General features: G+C 72.1%; 15 protein-coding genes. 2 read left to right on the top strand and 13 right to left on the bottom strand.

The window, feature by feature from the left end:
- Positions 1 to 69: 69 nt before the first annotated feature.
- From araA to ACH443_RS14580, 6 genes are all read right to left on the bottom strand, one after another.
- On the bottom strand, positions 70 to 1,581 hold the full coding sequence (gene araA, locus ACH443_RS14555) for an L-arabinose isomerase (protein WP_430590713.1): 1,512 nt from the start codon (positions 1,579 to 1,581) through the stop codon (positions 70 to 72).
- Between the two features lie 61 nt (positions 1,582 to 1,642).
- Positions 1,643 to 2,353, bottom strand: a complete 711-nt coding sequence (locus tag ACH443_RS14560; RefSeq protein WP_430590714.1) for an L-ribulose-5-phosphate 4-epimerase — start codon at positions 2,351 to 2,353, stop codon at positions 1,643 to 1,645.
- A gap of 45 nt (positions 2,354 to 2,398) precedes the next feature.
- Entirely contained in the window at positions 2,399 to 4,030 is a 1,632-nt protein-coding gene (locus ACH443_RS14565) for a xylulokinase (RefSeq protein ID WP_429766229.1), read from the bottom strand.
- 219 nt (positions 4,031 to 4,249) lie between these two features.
- Positions 4,250 to 5,686 carry a glycoside hydrolase family 43 protein gene (locus tag ACH443_RS14570; protein ID WP_430590715.1) on the bottom strand — a complete coding sequence of 479 codons (1,437 nt, stop codon included), beginning with the start codon at positions 5,684 to 5,686 and terminating at the stop codon, positions 4,250 to 4,252.
- Positions 5,687 to 5,779: 93 nt separating this feature from the next.
- On the bottom strand, positions 5,780 to 6,859 hold the full coding sequence (locus ACH443_RS14575) for a LacI family DNA-binding transcriptional regulator (protein ID WP_430590716.1): 1,080 nt from the start codon (positions 6,857 to 6,859) through the stop codon (positions 5,780 to 5,782).
- Positions 6,856 to 7,410: a GNAT family N-acetyltransferase gene (locus ACH443_RS14580; protein ID WP_429766223.1), complete on the bottom strand. Its 555-nt coding sequence runs from the start codon at positions 7,408 to 7,410 to the stop codon at positions 6,856 to 6,858. The genes ACH443_RS14575 and ACH443_RS14580 overlap by 4 nt, the downstream gene beginning before the upstream one ends.
- A gap of 69 nt (positions 7,411 to 7,479) precedes the next feature.
- Between ACH443_RS14580 and purU the strand changes: the two genes are divergently transcribed.
- On the top strand, positions 7,480 to 8,337 hold the full coding sequence (gene purU, locus ACH443_RS14585; protein ID WP_430557555.1) for a formyltetrahydrofolate deformylase: 858 nt from the start codon (positions 7,480 to 7,482) through the stop codon (positions 8,335 to 8,337).
- A gap of 43 nt (positions 8,338 to 8,380) precedes the next feature.
- Here the strand turns inward: purU and ACH443_RS14590 are convergent, their stop codons facing one another.
- On the bottom strand, positions 8,381 to 9,253 hold the full coding sequence (locus ACH443_RS14590) for a VOC family protein (protein WP_430590717.1): 873 nt from the start codon (positions 9,251 to 9,253) through the stop codon (positions 8,381 to 8,383).
- Positions 9,254 to 9,294: 41 nt separating this feature from the next.
- Positions 9,295 to 9,909 carry an NADPH-dependent F420 reductase gene (locus tag ACH443_RS14595; RefSeq protein WP_430557557.1) on the bottom strand — a complete coding sequence of 205 codons (615 nt, stop codon included), beginning with the start codon at positions 9,907 to 9,909 and terminating at the stop codon, positions 9,295 to 9,297.
- Between the two features lie 114 nt (positions 9,910 to 10,023).
- Between ACH443_RS14595 and ACH443_RS14600 the strand changes: the two genes are divergently transcribed.
- Entirely contained in the window at positions 10,024 to 10,539 is a 516-nt protein-coding gene (locus ACH443_RS14600) for a MarR family winged helix-turn-helix transcriptional regulator (protein WP_430557558.1), read from the top strand.
- A 38-nt stretch (positions 10,540 to 10,577) separates the two neighbouring features.
- On the opposite strand, the gene ACH443_RS14605 is transcribed toward ACH443_RS14600, so the two are convergent.
- The 5 genes from ACH443_RS14605 to chvE form a co-directional block, all read right to left on the bottom strand.
- A complete protein-coding gene (locus tag ACH443_RS14605; RefSeq protein WP_429766214.1) occupies positions 10,578 to 11,312 on the bottom strand; it encodes an ATP-binding cassette domain-containing protein in 735 nt (244 codons plus the stop codon).
- On the bottom strand, positions 11,309 to 12,523 hold the full coding sequence (locus ACH443_RS14610) for an ROK family transcriptional regulator (RefSeq protein ID WP_429766299.1): 1,215 nt from the start codon (positions 12,521 to 12,523) through the stop codon (positions 11,309 to 11,311). The genes ACH443_RS14605 and ACH443_RS14610 overlap by 4 nt, the downstream gene beginning before the upstream one ends.
- A 115-nt stretch (positions 12,524 to 12,638) precedes the next feature.
- Positions 12,639 to 13,817: a multiple monosaccharide ABC transporter permease gene (mmsB, locus tag ACH443_RS14615; RefSeq protein ID WP_429766212.1), complete on the bottom strand. Its 1,179-nt coding sequence runs from the start codon at positions 13,815 to 13,817 to the stop codon at positions 12,639 to 12,641.
- Entirely contained in the window at positions 13,814 to 15,373 is a 1,560-nt protein-coding gene (gene mmsA, locus ACH443_RS14620) for a multiple monosaccharide ABC transporter ATP-binding protein (RefSeq protein WP_430590718.1), read from the bottom strand. Before mmsA ends, mmsB begins: the two co-directional genes overlap by 4 nt.
- Before the next feature lie 141 nt (positions 15,374 to 15,514).
- Positions 15,515 to 16,675: a multiple monosaccharide ABC transporter substrate-binding protein gene (chvE, locus tag ACH443_RS14625; protein ID WP_429766209.1), complete on the bottom strand. Its 1,161-nt coding sequence runs from the start codon at positions 16,673 to 16,675 to the stop codon at positions 15,515 to 15,517.

Consider the following 16,675-nt stretch of genomic DNA (forward strand, 5'->3'; position numbering starts at 1 on the left):
TCCACCGGCCGGCCGGCGGCTCGGCGGCGTCAGCCTACCGAACCGCCGGCCGCTCGCCGGTGGTCGTGCTCAGAGCCCCTGGGCGAGGCGGTAGTACACCTGGTTCCACCGCACCTGGTCGGCGAAGCCGCGGCGCGTGGTGTCCTCGTCGATGACGAGCAGCTCGGTGCGCGCGATGTTCGCGAACACCTCGAACGCCTCGACGCCCGCCGCGGTCGACATCACCGTGTGGTGCGCGCCGCCGGCGGTCAGCCAGGCCTCGGCGGAGGTGGTGAAGTCGGGGCGCGGGGCCCAGACGGCGCGGGCCACGGGGAGGTTCGGCAGGTCCTGCGTCGGCGGCACGACGTCGACCACGTTCGCGGTGAGGCGGAAGCGGTCGCGCATGTCGGCGAGCGAGACGACGACGGCGCCCTCGGTCGCGTCGGCGTCGAACACCATGCGGACCGGGTCCTCCTTGCCGCCGATGCCGAGCGGGTGGATCTCCACGCGGGGCTTCGACGTCGTGAGGGAGGGGCAGACCTCGAGCATGTGGGCGCCGAGGATGAGCTCGGAGCCGGGGGTGAAGTCGTAGGTGTAGTCCTCCATGAGGGAGGCGCCGCCGGGCAGCCCCTCGCCCATGACCTTGGCCGCGCGCACCAGGACGGCCGTCTTCCAGTCGCCCTCGGCACCGAAGCCGTAGCCCTTGCTCATGAGGCGCTGGACGGCGATGCCGGGCAGCTGGCGCAGGGCGCCGAGGTCCTCGAAGTTCGTGGTGAACGCCTTGGCGCCGCGCTCCACGAGGAACGCCTCCATGGCGATCTCCTGGCGGGCCGCGTAGCGCAGCGACTCGTGCCGCTCGCCGCCCTTGCGCAGCTCACCGGCGACGTCGTAGAGCTCCTCGTACTCGGCGACCAGCGCGTCGACCGCGTCGTCGGCCACGGCCTCGACGGCGTCGACCAGGTCGTTGACGCCCCACGTGTTCACCGAGACGCCGAAGCGCAGCTCGGCCTCGGTCTTGTCACCCTCGGTGACGGCGACGTTGCGCATGTTGTCGCCGAAGCGCACCAGCTTCAGCTCGTGCGTGGCGGCCCAGCCCGCGGCGCCGCGGACCCAGGTGCCGACGCGGCGGGTCACGGCCGGGTTCGACGCGTGCCCGACGACGGTGGTGCGCGCGACGCCCAGGCGCGTGGCCAGGTAGGCGTACTCGCGGTCGCCGTGCGCGGCCTGGTTGAGGTTCATGAAGTCGAAGTCGATGTCCGCCCACGGCAGCTCGACGTTCGCCTGCGTGTGCAGGTGCAGCAGCGGCTTGCGCAGCGCGTCGAGGCCGGAGATCCACATCTTCGCCGGGCTGAACGTGTGCATCCACGTGATGACGCCGAGCACGTTGTCGTCCGCGTTCGCGTCGAGCATCGCGCGGCGGATCGAGCCGGCGTCCTTGAGCACGGGCTTCCAGACGACCTTCGCGGGGACGTCGGACGACGCGTCGAGCGCGCGGGCGACCTCCTGCGACTGCTGGGCGACCTGCTCCAGCGTCTCGGGCCCGTACAGGTCCTGGCTGCCGGTGAAGAACCAGACCTCGCGGTCGGCGTACGGCTTGCTCATGGGGTGTGTCTCCTTCGGAGGTCTGCGTCGGTGGTCGAGCCTGGCGGAGCCCTGACCGGGCTCAGTGCTGGCCGTAGACGTTCTGGTAGCGGGCGTACAGGGAGTCCACGTGCTCCTGCGCGATGGGCAGCGGCTCGCCGAGCTGGCGCGACACGTGCACCGTGCGGGCCACCTCCTCCACCATCACGGCGGCCTTCACCGCGGCGCGGGCGTCCTTGCCGATGGTGAACGGGCCGTGGTTGCGCATCAGGACCGCCGGGCTCCGGTGACCGCGCAGGGTCTCGACGATGCCGCGGCCGATGGAGTCGTCGCCGATGATCGCGAACGGCCCCACGGGGATCGGGCCGCCGAACTCGTCGGCCATCATCGTGAGCACGCAGGGGATCTCCTCGGCGCGGGCGGCCCACGCCGTCGCGTAGGTGGAGTGCGTGTGCACGACGCCGCCCACCTCGGGCATGTGCGAGTACACGTAGGCGTGCGCCGCGGTGTCCGACGACGGGGACCGGTCGCCCTCGACGAGCTTCCCGTCCAGGTCGCAGACCACCATCGACTCGGGCGTGATGTCGTCGTAGGAGACCCCGGACGGCTTGATGACCAGGAGGTCGCCGGAGCCGTCGGGGGTGCGGTCGTCGCGGACCCGCTCGGACACGTTGCCGGCGGTCCACACGACGAGCTCCCAGCGGGGCAGCTCGGCGTGCAGGGCCGCAACATTCTCCTTGGCGGCGTCGACGGCGGCGCGCAGGTGCGCGGGGACCTCGGTGGGGGTGCTCATGTGCTTCTCCAGTGCGGGGGTGCGGTGCGTCGGCGACGCGTGTCGTCAGAGGGCTGCGGTGGCGGCGCGCTCGACCGCGAGGCCGGCGGAGTACCGCTCCAGGTAGGCGGCGAAGCCGGCGACGTCGTCCGCGTCGGGCTCGGCGACGTCGAGCCGGGCGTCGGCGAAGACGCGCTCGGCCAGGTAGGCGTCGAGGGCGGGAGCGCCGGCGCCACCGTCGGCCTCGGCCCGGGCGGCGGCATACGCCGCGAGGACGGCGATGCCCCAGGCACCGCCCTCCCCCGCCGTCTGCCCGACGGCGACGGGGGCGTCGATCGCGCCGGCCAGCAGCCGCTGGGCGACGCCCGCCGTCTTGAACAGGCCCCCGTGCGCGAACATCGTGTCGATCGCGACGCCCTCGCCGTGCAGAACGCGCATGCCGAGCGCGAGCGTGCCGAAGACGCCGTAGAGCTGCGTGCGCGCGAAGTTCGCCAGCGTGAGGCGGCTGTCGGGGGTGCGCACCACGAGGGGGCGCCCCTCGTCGAGGCCGGTGATGGGCTCCCCGGCGAGGTAGTTGTAGGCGAGCAGCCCGCCGCCGTCCGGGGCGCCGTCGAGCGCGGCCCGGAAGAGCGCGCCGAAGACGGCGTCGGGCTCGACGGGCTGCCCCAGGGCGGCCGCGAACTGGCCGAAGACGCCGGCCCACGCGTCCAGCTCGCTGGCGCCGTTGTTGCAGTGCACCATCGCGACGAGGTCGCCGGCGGGCGTGGTGACGAGGTCGAGCTCGTGGTGCACGGAGGTCAGCGGCCGCTCGAGCACGACCATCGCGAAGATCGACGTGCCCGCGCTGATGTTGCCGGTGCGCGGCGCGACCGAGCCCGTGGCGACCATGCCGGTGCCGGCGTCGCCCTCGGGCGGGCAGAGGAGCACTCCGGGCTGCAGGGCGCCCGTGGGGTCGAGCAGCGCGGCGCCCTCGGCGGTGAGCCGACCGGCGTCCTCGCCCGCGGTGAGCACCTGGGGCAGCAGGCCCTCGACGTGCAGGCCCGGGCGCTTGGCGGCCGCGAGGTGCCGGAACTGCTCCAGCATCCGCGCGTCGTAGTCGCCCGTGGCGGGGTCGATCGGGAACATGCCCGACGCGTCGCCGACGCCGAGCACGTGCCGACCGGTCAGCGCGCGGTGCACGTAGCCGGCCAGCGTGGTGAACGACGCGACCTGCGGCACGTGCGGCTCGTCGTCGAGGATCGCCTGGTAGAGGTGGGCGATCGACCAGCGCAGCGGGACGTTGTGCCCGAAGAGGGCGGACAGCTCGGCGGCCGCGGGGCCGGTGCTCGTGTTGCGCCAGGTGCGGAACGGGACGAGCAGCTCGCCGTCGGCGTCGAACGGCAGGTAGCCGTGCATCATCGCGGAGACGCCGAGCGCGGCGTAGCTCGTGGGGCGGACGCCGTAGCGCTGCTCGACGTCGGCCACGAGCGCCGCGTACGCGCCCTGCAGGCCGGCGTGCACGGCGTCGAGCGCGTAGGTCCACACCCCGTCGACGAGCTCGTTCTCCCACGCGTGCGAGCCGCTCGCGAGCGGTGCGTGGTCGGGCCCGATCAGGCACGCCTTGATGTTGGTCGAGCCGAGCTCGATGCCGAGCGTCGTCCTCCCGGCGGCGATCGCGTCCCGGATCTCCGTCACGTCGCCCGTGCCCTGCTCCGCCATCCCCTGCTCCGTCCCCGCCCGGTCGGGCGTCGTGGTGGTCGATCCATGTTAGCGCTCACAAATCGGGAGACCCAACCCGCGAGGTAGTGCCGGTCCCGCCGAGGTAGTACCAGCCGCGCCGAGGTAGTCACGGCCGCGCCGAGGTAGTGGACCAGTCCACTACCTCGGCACAGCGGGTACTCCCTCGCGGAGCCTGGTACTACCTCGGCACGGTGGGGACTACCTCGTGGGGCGACCGGGCGTGACGACGTCGAGCCGTGCCGGCTCGCTGCGCACCTCGCCGTGGGCGTTGGCGACGACGGCGCGCACGAGCAGGCCGTCGGGCTCGCGCCCGGCGTGCTTCAGGGTCCAGCGGGCGGTGCCCTCGACGGCGCGCGTCGCGGCGGCCGGGGCCGCCGACCAGGTGGCGCCGTCGTCGTCGGAGACCTCCCACGTGACGACAGGGACCGGGGTGCCGGACACGCGGACCTCGAACGTCGCGGGCCGGTTGCCGCGCACGGTCACGTCGCGCGGGTCCGCCGTGACGGCCGGCTCCTCGACGGCCTGGTCCACCACCGGCCAGCCGTCCTTCCAGGCCAGGCGCTGCAGGCCGAGCGTCGGGAAGCCCGGGATCTCGGCGTTCGCGCCGTCGTAGTAGTGGAAGGCGAGCACGCCGTCGGACACCGACTGGCCGCCCGGGCCCACGACCGCGCCGTGCGACGAGAGCAGCACCGTGCCGCCGCCGTCGGCCAGGTCCTTGCCGTCCTGGTCGAGGTACGGCCCGGCGACGTCGCGCGACCGACCGACCGCCACCTGGTAGGTGCTGTCGAGGCCCTGGCAGCACCGGTCGAACGAGACGAACAGGTAGTACCAGCCGTCGCGCTCGACGACGTACGGCGCCTCGACGGGGTTGCCCGGCATCATGCGGTCCACCAGGTGCGTGGCGTTCTCCAGAGCGCCGTCGGCGAGCTTGCCGCTGGGCCACTCGAGCTCGACGAGGAAGACGCCGTACCAGTACGACCCGATCGCCATGTACGGGGTGCCGTCCTTCCCCTCGACGATGCCCGCGTCGATCGCGTTGAACGTCTTCCCGCCGGCGATGTCCTGGGGCGAGTCGATCACCGGCCCCTGGTCGACCCACTCGTAGTCCGGGTCGTCCGGGTCGAGGGTCGTGTTGGTCGCGAGCGCCGTGACCGAGGTGTTCGTGCCGAAGCGCGACGCCGAGTAGTACAGGTAGTAGGTGCCGTCGTGCTCGTAGACCTCGGGCGCCCACAGGTTGTCGGGCAGCACCCCGTCGCCGTCCGCCGCGAAGCGCTCGTCGATCCAGGCGGGGATCTCGTCCCAGACGGTGCCGTCGTAGACCCAGGTCACGCCCTCGTCGTGGCTCGACCACATCTGGATCGTGCCGCCGTTCTCCCGGTTCACCAGCCCCGTGGTGTACACGCGCCAGGTGCCGTCGTCGCCGACGACGAGCGCCGGGTCGTGCACCGGAGAGGTCTCGCCGGTCACGGAGAGTCCGCCGGTCGGGGCGGTCGGGGCGTGGCGGCCGCGCTCGGCGGCGCCGGGCGTGGCGGTCGCCGGACCGACGGTCGTGGCGGCGACCAGCGACGCGCCCAGCAGCGCCGTCGTGAGCACCCCCGCCGCCGCGGCGCGGGCCCGCCTGAGAGATCTGCGCATCGTGACTCCTCTACAACGATGTAGAACTGCGAACGCGCCGAATCTACCCAGCCGCCACGACGGCGGTCAACGAGGGTGGTCGACGAGCCTCGGTCAGCGGGCGGGCGGCGGCGCCGTGCTGGAGCGCACCACGAGCTCGGGCACGATCCGCTCGGTCGGCACGGTGCCGCCGGCCAGCGCGGCGACGACCATCGCCACGCTGCGCTCCCCCAGCACCCCGAACGGCTGCCGCACCGTGGTCAGCGGCGGCACGAAGTACGCGGCCCCCGCGACGTCGTCGAAGCCCACCACCGACACGTCGTCGGGCACGGAGAGGCCCCGCTCCCAGAACGCGCGGAGGATGCCGAGGGCGAGCTGGTCGTTCCCCGCGAACACCGCCGTCGGGCCCTCGTGCGCCACCACGGCCTCGGCGAGGTCGCGGCCCGCCGTGTACCCGTCCTCGGCCGACCAGCTGCAGTACCGCGGCCGGCTCGGCGCGATCCCGCGCGCCTCGAGCGCCTCCCGCCAGCCGGCGGCGCGCTCGCGGGCGTCGAACCAGTCCTGCGGCCCGGCGACCTGCAGCACGTCGCGGTGCCCCAGGTCGAGCAGGTGCTCGGTCGCGGTGCACGCCCCGGCCCGCTGGTCGACGGCGAGCGACAGCGTCGTCGGGCCCGCCGCCGTCGTGCCCGCGTCGCGGGGCAGCTTCTCCAGGGCGGCGACGACGAGCACCGGCACCGGCGCGCGGAAGGACTCGACGGCGGCCGCGACGTCGTCCTGCGGGGCGATGACCACGATCGCCTCGACGCCCTGGTCCATGAAGTGCTCCAGGGCCTCGTGCATCGCCTCGGCGTCGTAGCGTCGCAGCGTCGCGACGGAGACGAAGTACCCCTCGTCCCGCGCCGCGCCCTCGATCGCGATGAGCGTGCTGGTCGGGCCGAACAGCGCCGAGCCCGTGGTCACCACGCCGAGCGTCGCCGAGCGCGCCGTCGCCAGCGCCCGCGCGGCGCTGTTGCGCCGGTAGCCGAGGGTGGCGATGGCGTCCAGCACCCGCTCGCGGGTCTCTCCGCGCACGCTCGGGTGCTCGTTGAGCACCCGGGAGACGGTCTGGTGGGAGACCCCTGCGACGGCAGCGACGTCGGCCATGGACGGGCGGCGCGACCGAGGACGCGTCGCCTGCCGGCCGGCGTCGGTCATGACTCCTGCGCCGCGTTCCTCGCGTCGACCTCGTCGAGCACCCGGCGCAGGTAGGTCAGCGTGAGCTTGCCCGCCGCGCGGTCGTACTGCTCCTCGTAGCCGTGCTTGGTGTACATGGCGAGGTTCTTCTTCGAGTCCTTGCCCGTGAACGCCCACACCTCCGTCACCTCGGACGGCAGGAACTGCAGGATCGCGAACATCAGGGACGTGCCGATGCCCTTGGCCTGCTGGTCCGGCGCGACGGCGAGCCGCCCCAGCGTCGCCTTCGGCCCCTCGATCTCCAGGCGCAGCGACCCCACCAGGCGGTGCCCCTCCCACGCGCCCACGGTCACGACGTCGTCGCGCGCCATGTCGTCGCGCAGCTCGTGCAGCGTCTGCGTCAACGGCGGGATGTGCGGGTCGTCGTACAGCTGCGCCTCGCTGACGAACGCCGCCCGCCGCAACGTCAGCAGCTCGCCCGCCTGGTCGTCCTCGACCAGCGCGATCCGCAGCGTGTCGTCGCCGCTCTCCTGCTGGACTTCCTGGGCGTCAGTGCCGCGTGCCTCGCTCATGAGGACATCGTGGCAGACCGACGGCGGACGTGTCGTCGCGCGCCCGGGGCCGTCGGTGACAATGGGCGGGTGACGACCGAATGGGTGCTGACCCTCTCCTGCCCCGACCGCCCCGGGATCGTGCACGCCGTGGCGGGCGTGCTGGCCGAGCACGGCGGCAACATCACCGAGTCGCAGCAGTTCGGGGACCCGGCGTCGGGCCTGTTCTTCATGCGCGTGCAGGTGGCGCTCGACGTCGAGGAGGCGGCCGGGCGCGACGCGCTCACGGCCGCGGTCGCGCCGGTGGCGGAGCGCTTCGCCATGACCTGGGAGCTGGACGTCGTCGGCCGCCGCCTGCGCACGCTGGTGCTGGTCAGCAAGGCGCCGCACTGCCTGGTGGACCTGCTGTACCGCGAGCGGTACCAGGGCATGCCGGTCGACGTCGTCGGCGTCGTGGGCAACCACCCGGACCTCGAGGACATGGCCGCGTTCTACGGCAAGCCGTTCCACCACGTGCCGGTCACCAAGGAGACCAAGGCGCAGGCCGAGGACCGGCTGCGCGAGCTGGTCGACGAGCTCGACGTGGAGCTGGTGGTCCTCGCCCGGTACATGCAGATCCTGTCGGACGAGCTGTGCCGCGACCTGCAGGGCAAGGTCATCAACATCCACCACTCGTTCCTGCCGAGCTTCAAGGGCGCCCGCCCGTACGCGCAGGCGCACGACCGCGGCGTCAAGCTCATCGGCGCGACGTCGCACTACGTCACGGGCGACCTCGACGAGGGCCCGATCATCGAGCAGGACGTCGAGCGCGTGGACCACTCGCGCGCCGTCGCGGACCTCGTCGCGATCGGCGAGGACGTCGAGCGCCGCACCCTCGCGCGCGCCGTGCGGTGGCACGCCGAGCACCGCGTGCTGCTCGACGGCCACCGCACCGTCGTCTTCCGCTGACCTCCGCCGACCCCGCCCGCCGCCGAACCGGCGCCCGGCCGGGTCAGCCGACCGACACCTCGACGAGCGTGTTCCACGGGTCGTCGAAGCGCAGGGTCCGGCCGTCGTCGCGCGTCGCGACGCCGGAGTGCTTCAGCCGGTCGGCGAGCGCGCCGACCTCGTCTCGCGTGGGCACGGTGAGCGCCACCTGGCCGAGGCCGAGCGTGGCGGCCCGCGGCCCGGCGCCCGCGCTGTTCCAGGTGTTCATCGCCATGTGGTGGTGGTACCCGCCGGCGGCGACGAACAGCGCACCGTGGAACGTCGCCATGATCTCGAAGCCGAGGGTGTCGACGTAGAACCGCTGCGCGGTGGGGATGTCGCCCACCTGCAGGTGGACGTGACCGACCTGGGCCGCCTGGCCCGCGGTGCCGGCCAGGGCGTCCTCGGTGAGGTGCCGCTGCAGGAACTCCTGCGGGTCGAACCAGTCGGAGCCCATCGCCACGCGCCCGCCGTCGTCGTGCTGCCAGACCTCGCGCGGGCGGTCCCAGTAGAGCTCGATGCCGTTGTCCTCGGGGTCCGTGAAGTAGAACGCCCGCGACACCCAGTGGTCGGAGTTCCCGGCGAACCGCGACAGCGGGTGCTGCGCGGCGTGGGCGACGGCGGAGGCGAGCGCCTCCTCGGTGTCGAACAGCACGGCCGTGTGGAACAGCCCGGCCTGGTTCCGCGACGTCGCCGGCAGCCCCGGTGTGTGCTGCAGCGCGACGACGGGCACGCCGCCGCGCCCCAGCACCACCCGGCCGGGGGCGCCGAGGGCCGGGATCTCCTCGAGCGCGATCGCCTCGCGGTAGTAGGCGCTCATCGCGCCGAGGTCGCCCACGTGCAGGGTGACGGCGCCCATCGCGGTCTCGGCCGCGAGGAGGTCGGACGTGCGGGTCATGATCGGCTCCTGGTGCTGGGACGGGCGGGTGGCGACGGGGGTCAGAGCAGCGCGAACCCGGTGGTCCACTGCGTCCGCTCCCCCGCGGCGAGGGTGAGCTGCAGGAACCCGAGGGCCTCGAGCTCGCGAGCACGCTTCAGCGACCCGGCGTCGACGACGCGGACGGTGGAGCCGTCGAGAGCGGCGGCGAACGCGGCCTTGGCGGCGGCGTCGTCGCCCGCGACGAGGACGGTCGTGGGCACGTCGCCGACGGTGCCGCTCACGAGCGTCGCGGCGAAGTTCGTGTTGAACGCCTTGAGCACCGTCGCGTCGGGGAGCTTCTCCGCCAGCCCGGCGGCGGCGGAGGAGTCGGCGGGCACGACGAGCGCGTCGAAGGTGGCGAAGTCGAGCGGGTTGGTGAGGTCGACCACGGTGCGGCCGGCGAGCTGGTCGCCGTAGGTCGCGACGACGTCGTCGAGCGCCGGGTACGGCAGCGCCAGCACGACGATCTCGCCCGTGAGCGGCTCGCCGAACGCGGTCGCGGTGACGGCGGCGTCCACGGCCGCGGCCTTGGCGACGTCGCGGGCGACGACCTGCACGTCGTTGCCACCGGCGAGCGCGAGCCCGGCGATCGCGGTGCCCATGTTCCCGGTGCCGATGATGCTGATGGTGGCCATGGTTCCTCCTGGGGTCCCGCGCCGACCCTATTGGTTGACGCTACAACCAACATAGACCGCTATAGTTGTAGCGTCAACCTTAGTTCGAGGGTGACGGACCAGGAGGACGATCACGTGACGACGACCCGGCGCACGACGGCGGCCGACGACGAGCCGCGCTGGCTCGACGCCGAGCAGATGCGCACGTGGCTCCGCCTCCAGGCGGTGATCGAGCTGCTGCCCGCCGCGCTCGACCAGCAGCTGCGCCGCGACGCCGACCTCACCCACTTCGAGTACATCGTGCTCGCCATGCTCTCCGAGGCGCCCGAGCGCGCCCTCCGCATGACCGAGCTCGCCAGGCTCACCAGTGCCACGCTCCCCCGGCTCTCCCACGTCGCGCGCCGGTTGGAGGCGCGCGGCTACGTCGAGCGCTGCACCGCCCCCGACGACCGCCGCGCGACCATCGCCCACCTCACCGACGAGGGCTGGCGCAAGGTCGTCGCGAGCGCCCCCGGCCACGCGCGCACCGTCCTCGAGGACGTGTTCGACGACCTCGACCCCGATGAGCTGCACACCCTCGCGGGCGCGCTCGACAAGGTCCTCGCGCACATCGACCCGCACGACCGGTTCGGCCGGAAGGACCGCCGCTGAGGCCCTGCCGGCTCGAAGGTGGGACCAGCGGGTGAATCTCAGGCCGCGCCGGTGATCGCCGCGAGGATCTCCTCGTGCGCGGCCGTGGCCGGGAACGACCCGTTGTTCCGGCCGTGCCGCAGCACCTCGATGCGGTCGGAGACCGCGCGCACGTCGTTGAGGTTGTGGCTGATGAGGATGACGCCGAGCCCCAGCTCGCGCAGGCGCTGGATGTGCGTGAGCACCTCGGCGGTCTGCGCCACCGAGAGCGCCGCCGTCGGCTCGTCGAGCACCACGATGCGCGGCTGGCCGATGAGGGTGCGCGCGATGGCGACCGCCTGACGCTGCCCGGCGGACAGGTGCCGCAGCGGGGTCCGCACCGACGGGATCCGGATCGTGAGGTGCTCGAGGAGCGCGCGGGTCTCGGTCTCCATGTCGCCGTCGCGCAGCAGCCCCGCCCGCCCGCGCAGCTCCTGCCCCAGGAACACGTTCGCGGTGACGTCGAGGTTCTCGCAGACGGCGAGGTCCTGGAAGACGCTCGCCACGCCGAGCTGGTTCGCCGCCGAGGGCGACGGGATCGACACGGGCTCGCCGTCGATCTCCAGCTGCCCCGAGCTCGGGCTCAGCACGCCCGCCACGATCTGGGCGAGCGTCGACTTGCCCGCCCCGTTGTCCCCGACCAGGGCCACCACCTCGTGCGCGTGCACCTCCAGGTCCACGTCGACGAGGGCCTCGACGGCACCGAAGTACCTGCTGACCTGCCGCAGCGCGAGCAGCGGCGTGCGTCCCCTCACCGGTTCCCCTTTCCTGTGCGGACCTGGCCCACGGCGACGGCGCCGTGCGGTCCGTCGTCGGGCTGCTCCAGCAGGTCGGTGTGCTGCAGCGCGAGCGCGAGGGCTCCCTCCAGCTCGGCGCGCGTCCCCAGCGCCGCGGGCACCACCTCGAGAGGCGTGACCTGCTGCAGCAGGGTCCGGCGGCGCAGCGCCTCGCGCAGCGGCCCGAGGAAGACCTCGCCCGTCGCGGCCAGCGCTCCCCCGACGACGACGAGCTCCGGGTTGAGCGACGTCGCCAGCCCGGCCACGACGCCGCCGACCACCGTACCGGCGTCGGCGACGATCTCCCGACAGCCCGGGTCGTCGTCGTTCGTCAGGCGCACGACGTCGGCGAGGGTGAGGTTCCCGTGGCTGCTGCGCAGCGGCTCGAGCAGCGCCCGGTCCCCCACGACCGTGTCCAGGCAGCCGCGGCTGCCGCACGAGCAGATGTTGCCGGCCGGGTCGACCTGCACGTGCCCGATCTCGCCCGCCGTGCCCGCGACGCCGCGGTGCACGCGGCCCGCCAGCACGATGCCGGCCCCGACGCCGTGGCCGGCGCGGACGTACAGCGCGTCGTGCACCTCGCGGGCGGCGCCGACCGTGCTCTCGGCCAGGGCACCCAGGTTCGCGTCGTTGTCCACGAACACCGGCCGGGCCAGCCGCTTCGACAGCACCTGCGCCACGGGCACGCCGTCCCAGCCGCGCAGGATGCCGCGCACGGTGACCTGGCCGCTGGAGGCGTCGACCGGCGCCGGCAGCCCGAGGCCGATGCCGAGCACCTCGTCGAGCTCCGAACCGACGCGCTCCAGCAGGTCGACGACGAGCAGGGCCGCGCGGTCGAGGCTGGTGTCGGCGCGGTGCTCCGCCGGCAGCGGCAGCACCTGCTCGGCGAGGACCTCGTGCGACACGTCCGCGATCGCCACGGTGAGGTGCCGCGTCCCTACCAGCACGCCCGCGACGAGCCCGACACGGTGGGCGAGGGTGACGAGCTGCGCGCGCCGGCCCGAGCGGATCGTGTTGCGCACCTCGACGAGCTCGGCGGCGACGAGCTCCTTGACGATGGTCGACACGGTGGCGGGCGAGAGCCCGGTGGCCCCCGTGAGCTCGACCTGCGTCAGCCCGCCGTGCCGCTTCACCGCGTCGACGACGCGCGCGCGGTTCGCCTCGCGCAGCGACGACTGCGATCCCACCATCGGCAGCCGTCCTCTCACGCCGGGGAGTCTATGGTGCGACGACGCGCGGGGCGGCGGTCGTCCGCCGCCCCGCGCTTGGTGGCGGGATGGTCCGGCCCCGGCCGGACCCCCTTGGTCAGCGCAGCACCGAGGCGCGACGCTTGTTGTAGATGTCGAACGCGACCGCGAGCAGCAGCACCAGACCCTTGACGACCTGCTGCATCGACTGCGGCACGCCCATCAGCTGCATGCCGTTGGACATGACGGCCATGATCAGACCACCGATCATGGCGCCGCCCACGCGGCCGACGCCGCCGGTGGTCGACGCGCCGCCGATGAAGCACGCGGCGATCGCGTCGAGCTCGAACATGTTGCCCGCGCCCGGCTGGGCGCCGTTCATGCGCGAGGAGTAGACGATGCCGGCCACCGAGGCCAGGACGCCCATGTTCACGAAGATCCAGAAGTTGACCTTGCGGACCTTCACGCCGGACAGCTCGGCCGCGTGGCGGTTGCCGCCGACGGCGTAGACGTGCCGCCCGAAGACCGACTTCTGCGTGACGAGCGTGTACGCGATGATCAGCACCGCGAGGATGATGAGCACGATCGGCAGGCCGCGCGAGATGGACAGCTGGAACCCGAACCACATCACCACGGCGGCGACCGCGACGAGCTTGACCACGAACAGCGGCATCGACTCGACCGTCTGCTGGTAGGCGATCTTGCCCTGGCGCGTGCGCCACTGGCTGACGCCGAAGCCGACCACGGCGATGCCGAAGATCACCAGCGTGAAGACGTCGAACCCGTTGCCGCCGAGCAGCCCGTTGAGGAACCCGTTGGCGATGTCGTAGTACGTGCCGCCGAACGGCGACAGCGACTTGTTGTCCAGCACGAGGAACGTCAGGCCGCGGAACAGGAGCATGCCGGCCAGGGTCACGATGAAGCCGGGGATCCCGACGTAGGCGACCCAGAAGCCCTGCCAGATGCCGACCAGGAGGCCGACGACCAGGGCGGCGAGCACGCCCACGTACCAGGGCATGCCCTGACGGATGACGACGACGGCGCTCACGGCCCCGGTGAGGGCGACCACCGAACCGACGGACAGGTCGATCTGCCCCGCGACGATGATCATCACCATCCCGATCGCGAGGATCAGGATGTACGAGTACTGCAGGACGATGTTCGTGAGGTTCGTCGGCGAGAGGAAGTTCGGGTTCAGTGCGGCGAAGAGCACGACGATCGCCAGGAAGGCGATGACGATGCCGCTCTGGCGCATGTTCCGGGTCAGGATGTCCCGGACCGAGTCGATGGCGTTCATGAGGCGGTTTCCTTCGTGGGCAGGGGCTGGTCGCGCTCGATCGTCATGAGCTCCATGAGGCGCTCCTGCGTCGCCTCGGCGACGGGGAGCTCACCGGTGATCCGACCGAAGGCGAGGGTGTACACGCGGTCGCAGATGCCGAGCAGCTCGGGAAGCTCGGAGGAGATGACGACGACCGCCTTCCCCGCCGCGACCATCTTGTTGATGATCGTGTAGATCTCGAACTTGGCGCCGACGTCGATCCCGCGGGTCGGCTCGTCGAGGATGAGCACGTCGGGGTCGGTGTACAGCCACTTGGACAGCACGACCTTCTGCTGGTTGCCGCCGGAGAGCTTGCCGACGTCGACCAGGACGTTGGGCGTCTTGATGTTGAGGGAGCCGCGGTAGTCCTCGGCGACCCGGAGCTCCTCGTTGCCGTTGACCCAGCCGCGCGGGGCGAGCTTGGGCAGGCCGGCCGCGGAGATGTTGTGCCGGATGTCGTCGATGAGGTTGAGGCCGTAGTGCTTGCGGTCCTCGGTCGCGTACGCGAGGTTGTGCCCGATCGCCTCGGACACGGTGCGGACCTGGATCGGCTTGCCGTCCTTGTAGATCTCGCCGCGGATGTTGCGTCCGTAGGTGCGGCCGAAGATGCTCATCGCGAGCTCGGTGCGCCCGGCACCCATGAGGCCGGCGATCCCGACCACCTCGCCGGCGCGCACGTTGAACGACGCGTCGACGATGATCTGCCGGCCGATCTGCGTGGGGTGGTCGACGCTCCAGTGCTCCACGCGCAGCACCTCGTCGCCGACGACGGACGCGCGCTCGGGGTAGCGGTGCTCGAGGTCACGGCCCACCATGCCGCGGATGATGCGGTCCTGGGTGGAGCCCGGCTCGGACATGTCGATGGTCTCGATGGTCCGGCCGTCGCGGATGATCGTCGTGCGGTCGGCGATCTCCTCGATCTCGTTGAGCTTGTGGGAGATGATGATCGACGTGATGCCGTGCGCCTTGAGCTGGCGCAGCAGCTCGAGCAGGTGCTCGGAGTCGTCGTCGTTGAGCGCAGCGGTCGGCTCGTCGAGGATCAGCAGCTTGACCTCCTTCGAGAGCGCCTTGGCGATCTCGATGAGCTGCTGCTTGCCGACGCCGAGCTGGCCGACGGGCGTCGTCGGGTTCTCGTCCAGGCCGACGCGCTCGAGCAGGGCGTGGGCCTTCCGGTTCGCGGCGTTCCAGTCGATCATCCCGAACCGGTTCCGGGTCTCGTTGCCCAGGAAGATGTTCTCGGCGACCGACAGGTACGGAACCAGGGCGAGCTCCTGGTGGATGATGACGACGCCGCGGTCCTCCGAGTCGTTGATCGACCCGAACTCCGCCGTCGTCCCGTCCAGGATGATCTCGCCGTCGTAGGTGCCGTGCGGGTAGACGCCCGACAGCACCTTCATGAGCGTGGACTTCCCCGCGCCGTTCTCGCCGCAGATGGCGTGGATCTCGCCCTGCTCGACGGTCAGCGTGACGTCGGACAGCGCCTTGACGCCGGGGAACTCCTTGGTGATGGAGCGCATCTCCAGGATCGTGCTCATCTGCGCCCTCGTCCCTCCTTCGGTGGGGTGCGCCGCCGTCGGACACGTCCGCGGCGGCCCCGGGGGCGGGCCCGCCCGTCGTCCGCCCCCGAGCGGGAGCGGCGACGGACGGGCCTGCCCGTGCGGGTCATGACCTGCGGATCAGTCGTCCGCCTGACCGGCCTTGACCTCGTCGGCGGTGTAGTACCCGGCGTCGATCAGCACGGGCTGGATGTCGTCCTTGAACACCGTCTGGACCTCGAGCAGGTACGACGGCACGACCTTCACGCCGTTGTCGTACGTCTTGGTGTCGTTCGCCTCGGGGTCGTTGCCCTCCACGAAGGACTGCGTGGCCTTGACGGCCTGCTCGGCGAGGAGGCGCGTGTCCTTGAAGATCGTCGAGGACTGGACGCCGTCGTCGATGAGCTTGATGTTCGCGATCTCGGCGTCCTGACCGGTGACGACCGGCAGGCCCTTCTCGAGGGTCGGCCCCATGCCCGCGCTCTGGAGCGCGTTGATGATGCCGCGGGAGAGCACGTCGGCCGGCGCGAGCACGCCGTCCAGCTTCTCGCCGCCCTGGTACGTGGAGGTGAGCAGGTCCTCCATGCGCTTCTGGGCCGTCTCGAGCTCCCAGCGCTGCGTCGTGACCTGGCCGAAGTCGGTCTGGCCGGACGGGACGACGATCGTGCCGTCGTCGATGAGCGGCTGCAGCACCGACATCGCGCCGTCGAAGAAGAACCCGGCGTTGTTGTCGTCCGGCGAGCCGGCGAAGAGCTCGATGTTGTACGGGCCCTTCTCGCCGGTCTCCTTGCCGTCGGCGTCGAGGTAGCCCAGGCCGCGGAGCAGGGCGTTGGCCTGCGCCACGCCGACCGCCTCGTTGTCGAACGTCGTGTAGAAGTCGACGTTCTCGCTGTCGCGGATCAGGCGGTCGTACGCGATGACCGGGATGTTCGCCGCGGCGGCCGCGTCGAGCTGGCTGGTCAGCGCGGTGCCGTCGATCGAGGCGATGACGAGGACGTCGACGCCCTCGGTGATCATCGAGTCGATCTGCTGCGTCTGGGTCGGGATGTCGTCGTTGGCGAACTGCAGGTCCACGGAGTAGCCGAGGTCCTCCAGGCCCTTCTTGACGTTGTTGCCGTCCTGGATCCAACGCTCGTAGGTCTGCGTCGGCATCGCGACGCCGATCTTCACGTCGTCGTCGCCGTTGCCCGCGGCGCCGTCGGCACCGCCGCCACCGCCGGCCCCGGAGCCGCCGCACGCGGCGAGTCCCAGCGTCAGCGCCGCACCGGCGGCCACCGCGCCCATCGTCTTGGCGAGTCGCAT

The sequence above is a fragment of the Isoptericola sp. NPDC019571 genome (genome assembly GCF_044389385.1).
Lineage (GTDB): Bacteria > Actinomycetota > Actinomycetes > Actinomycetales > Cellulomonadaceae > Isoptericola > Isoptericola nanjingensis.

Coding starts and splice junctions, on each gene's coding strand:
- mmsA (WP_430590718.1), bottom strand. CDS start 15,373: ATGAGCACGATCCTGGAGATGCGCTCCATCACCAAGGAGTTCCCCGGC.
- ACH443_RS14610 (WP_429766299.1), bottom strand. CDS start 12,523: ATGGTGGGATCGCAGTCGTCGCTGCGCGAGGCGAACCGCGCGCGCGTC.
- chvE (WP_429766209.1), bottom strand. CDS start 16,675: ATGCGACTCGCCAAGACGATGGGCGCGGTGGCCGCCGGTGCGGCGCTG.
- ACH443_RS14560 (WP_430590714.1), bottom strand. CDS start 2,353: ATGAGCACCCCCACCGAGGTCCCCGCGCACCTGCGCGCCGCCGTCGAC.
- araA (WP_430590713.1), bottom strand. CDS start 1,581: ATGAGCAAGCCGTACGCCGACCGCGAGGTCTGGTTCTTCACCGGCAGC.
- ACH443_RS14565 (WP_429766229.1), bottom strand. CDS start 4,030: ATGGCGGAGCAGGGCACGGGCGACGTGACGGAGATCCGGGACGCGATC.
- ACH443_RS14570 (WP_430590715.1), bottom strand. CDS start 5,686: ATGCGCAGATCTCTCAGGCGGGCCCGCGCCGCGGCGGCGGGGGTGCTC.
- mmsB (WP_429766212.1), bottom strand. CDS start 13,817: ATGAACGCCATCGACTCGGTCCGGGACATCCTGACCCGGAACATGCGC.
- ACH443_RS14580 (WP_429766223.1), bottom strand. CDS start 7,410: ATGAGCGAGGCACGCGGCACTGACGCCCAGGAAGTCCAGCAGGAGAGC.
- ACH443_RS14595 (WP_430557557.1), bottom strand. CDS start 9,909: ATGGCCACCATCAGCATCATCGGCACCGGGAACATGGGCACCGCGATC.
- ACH443_RS14575 (WP_430590716.1), bottom strand. CDS start 6,859: ATGACCGACGCCGGCCGGCAGGCGACGCGTCCTCGGTCGCGCCGCCCG.
- ACH443_RS14590 (WP_430590717.1), bottom strand. CDS start 9,253: ATGACCCGCACGTCCGACCTCCTCGCGGCCGAGACCGCGATGGGCGCC.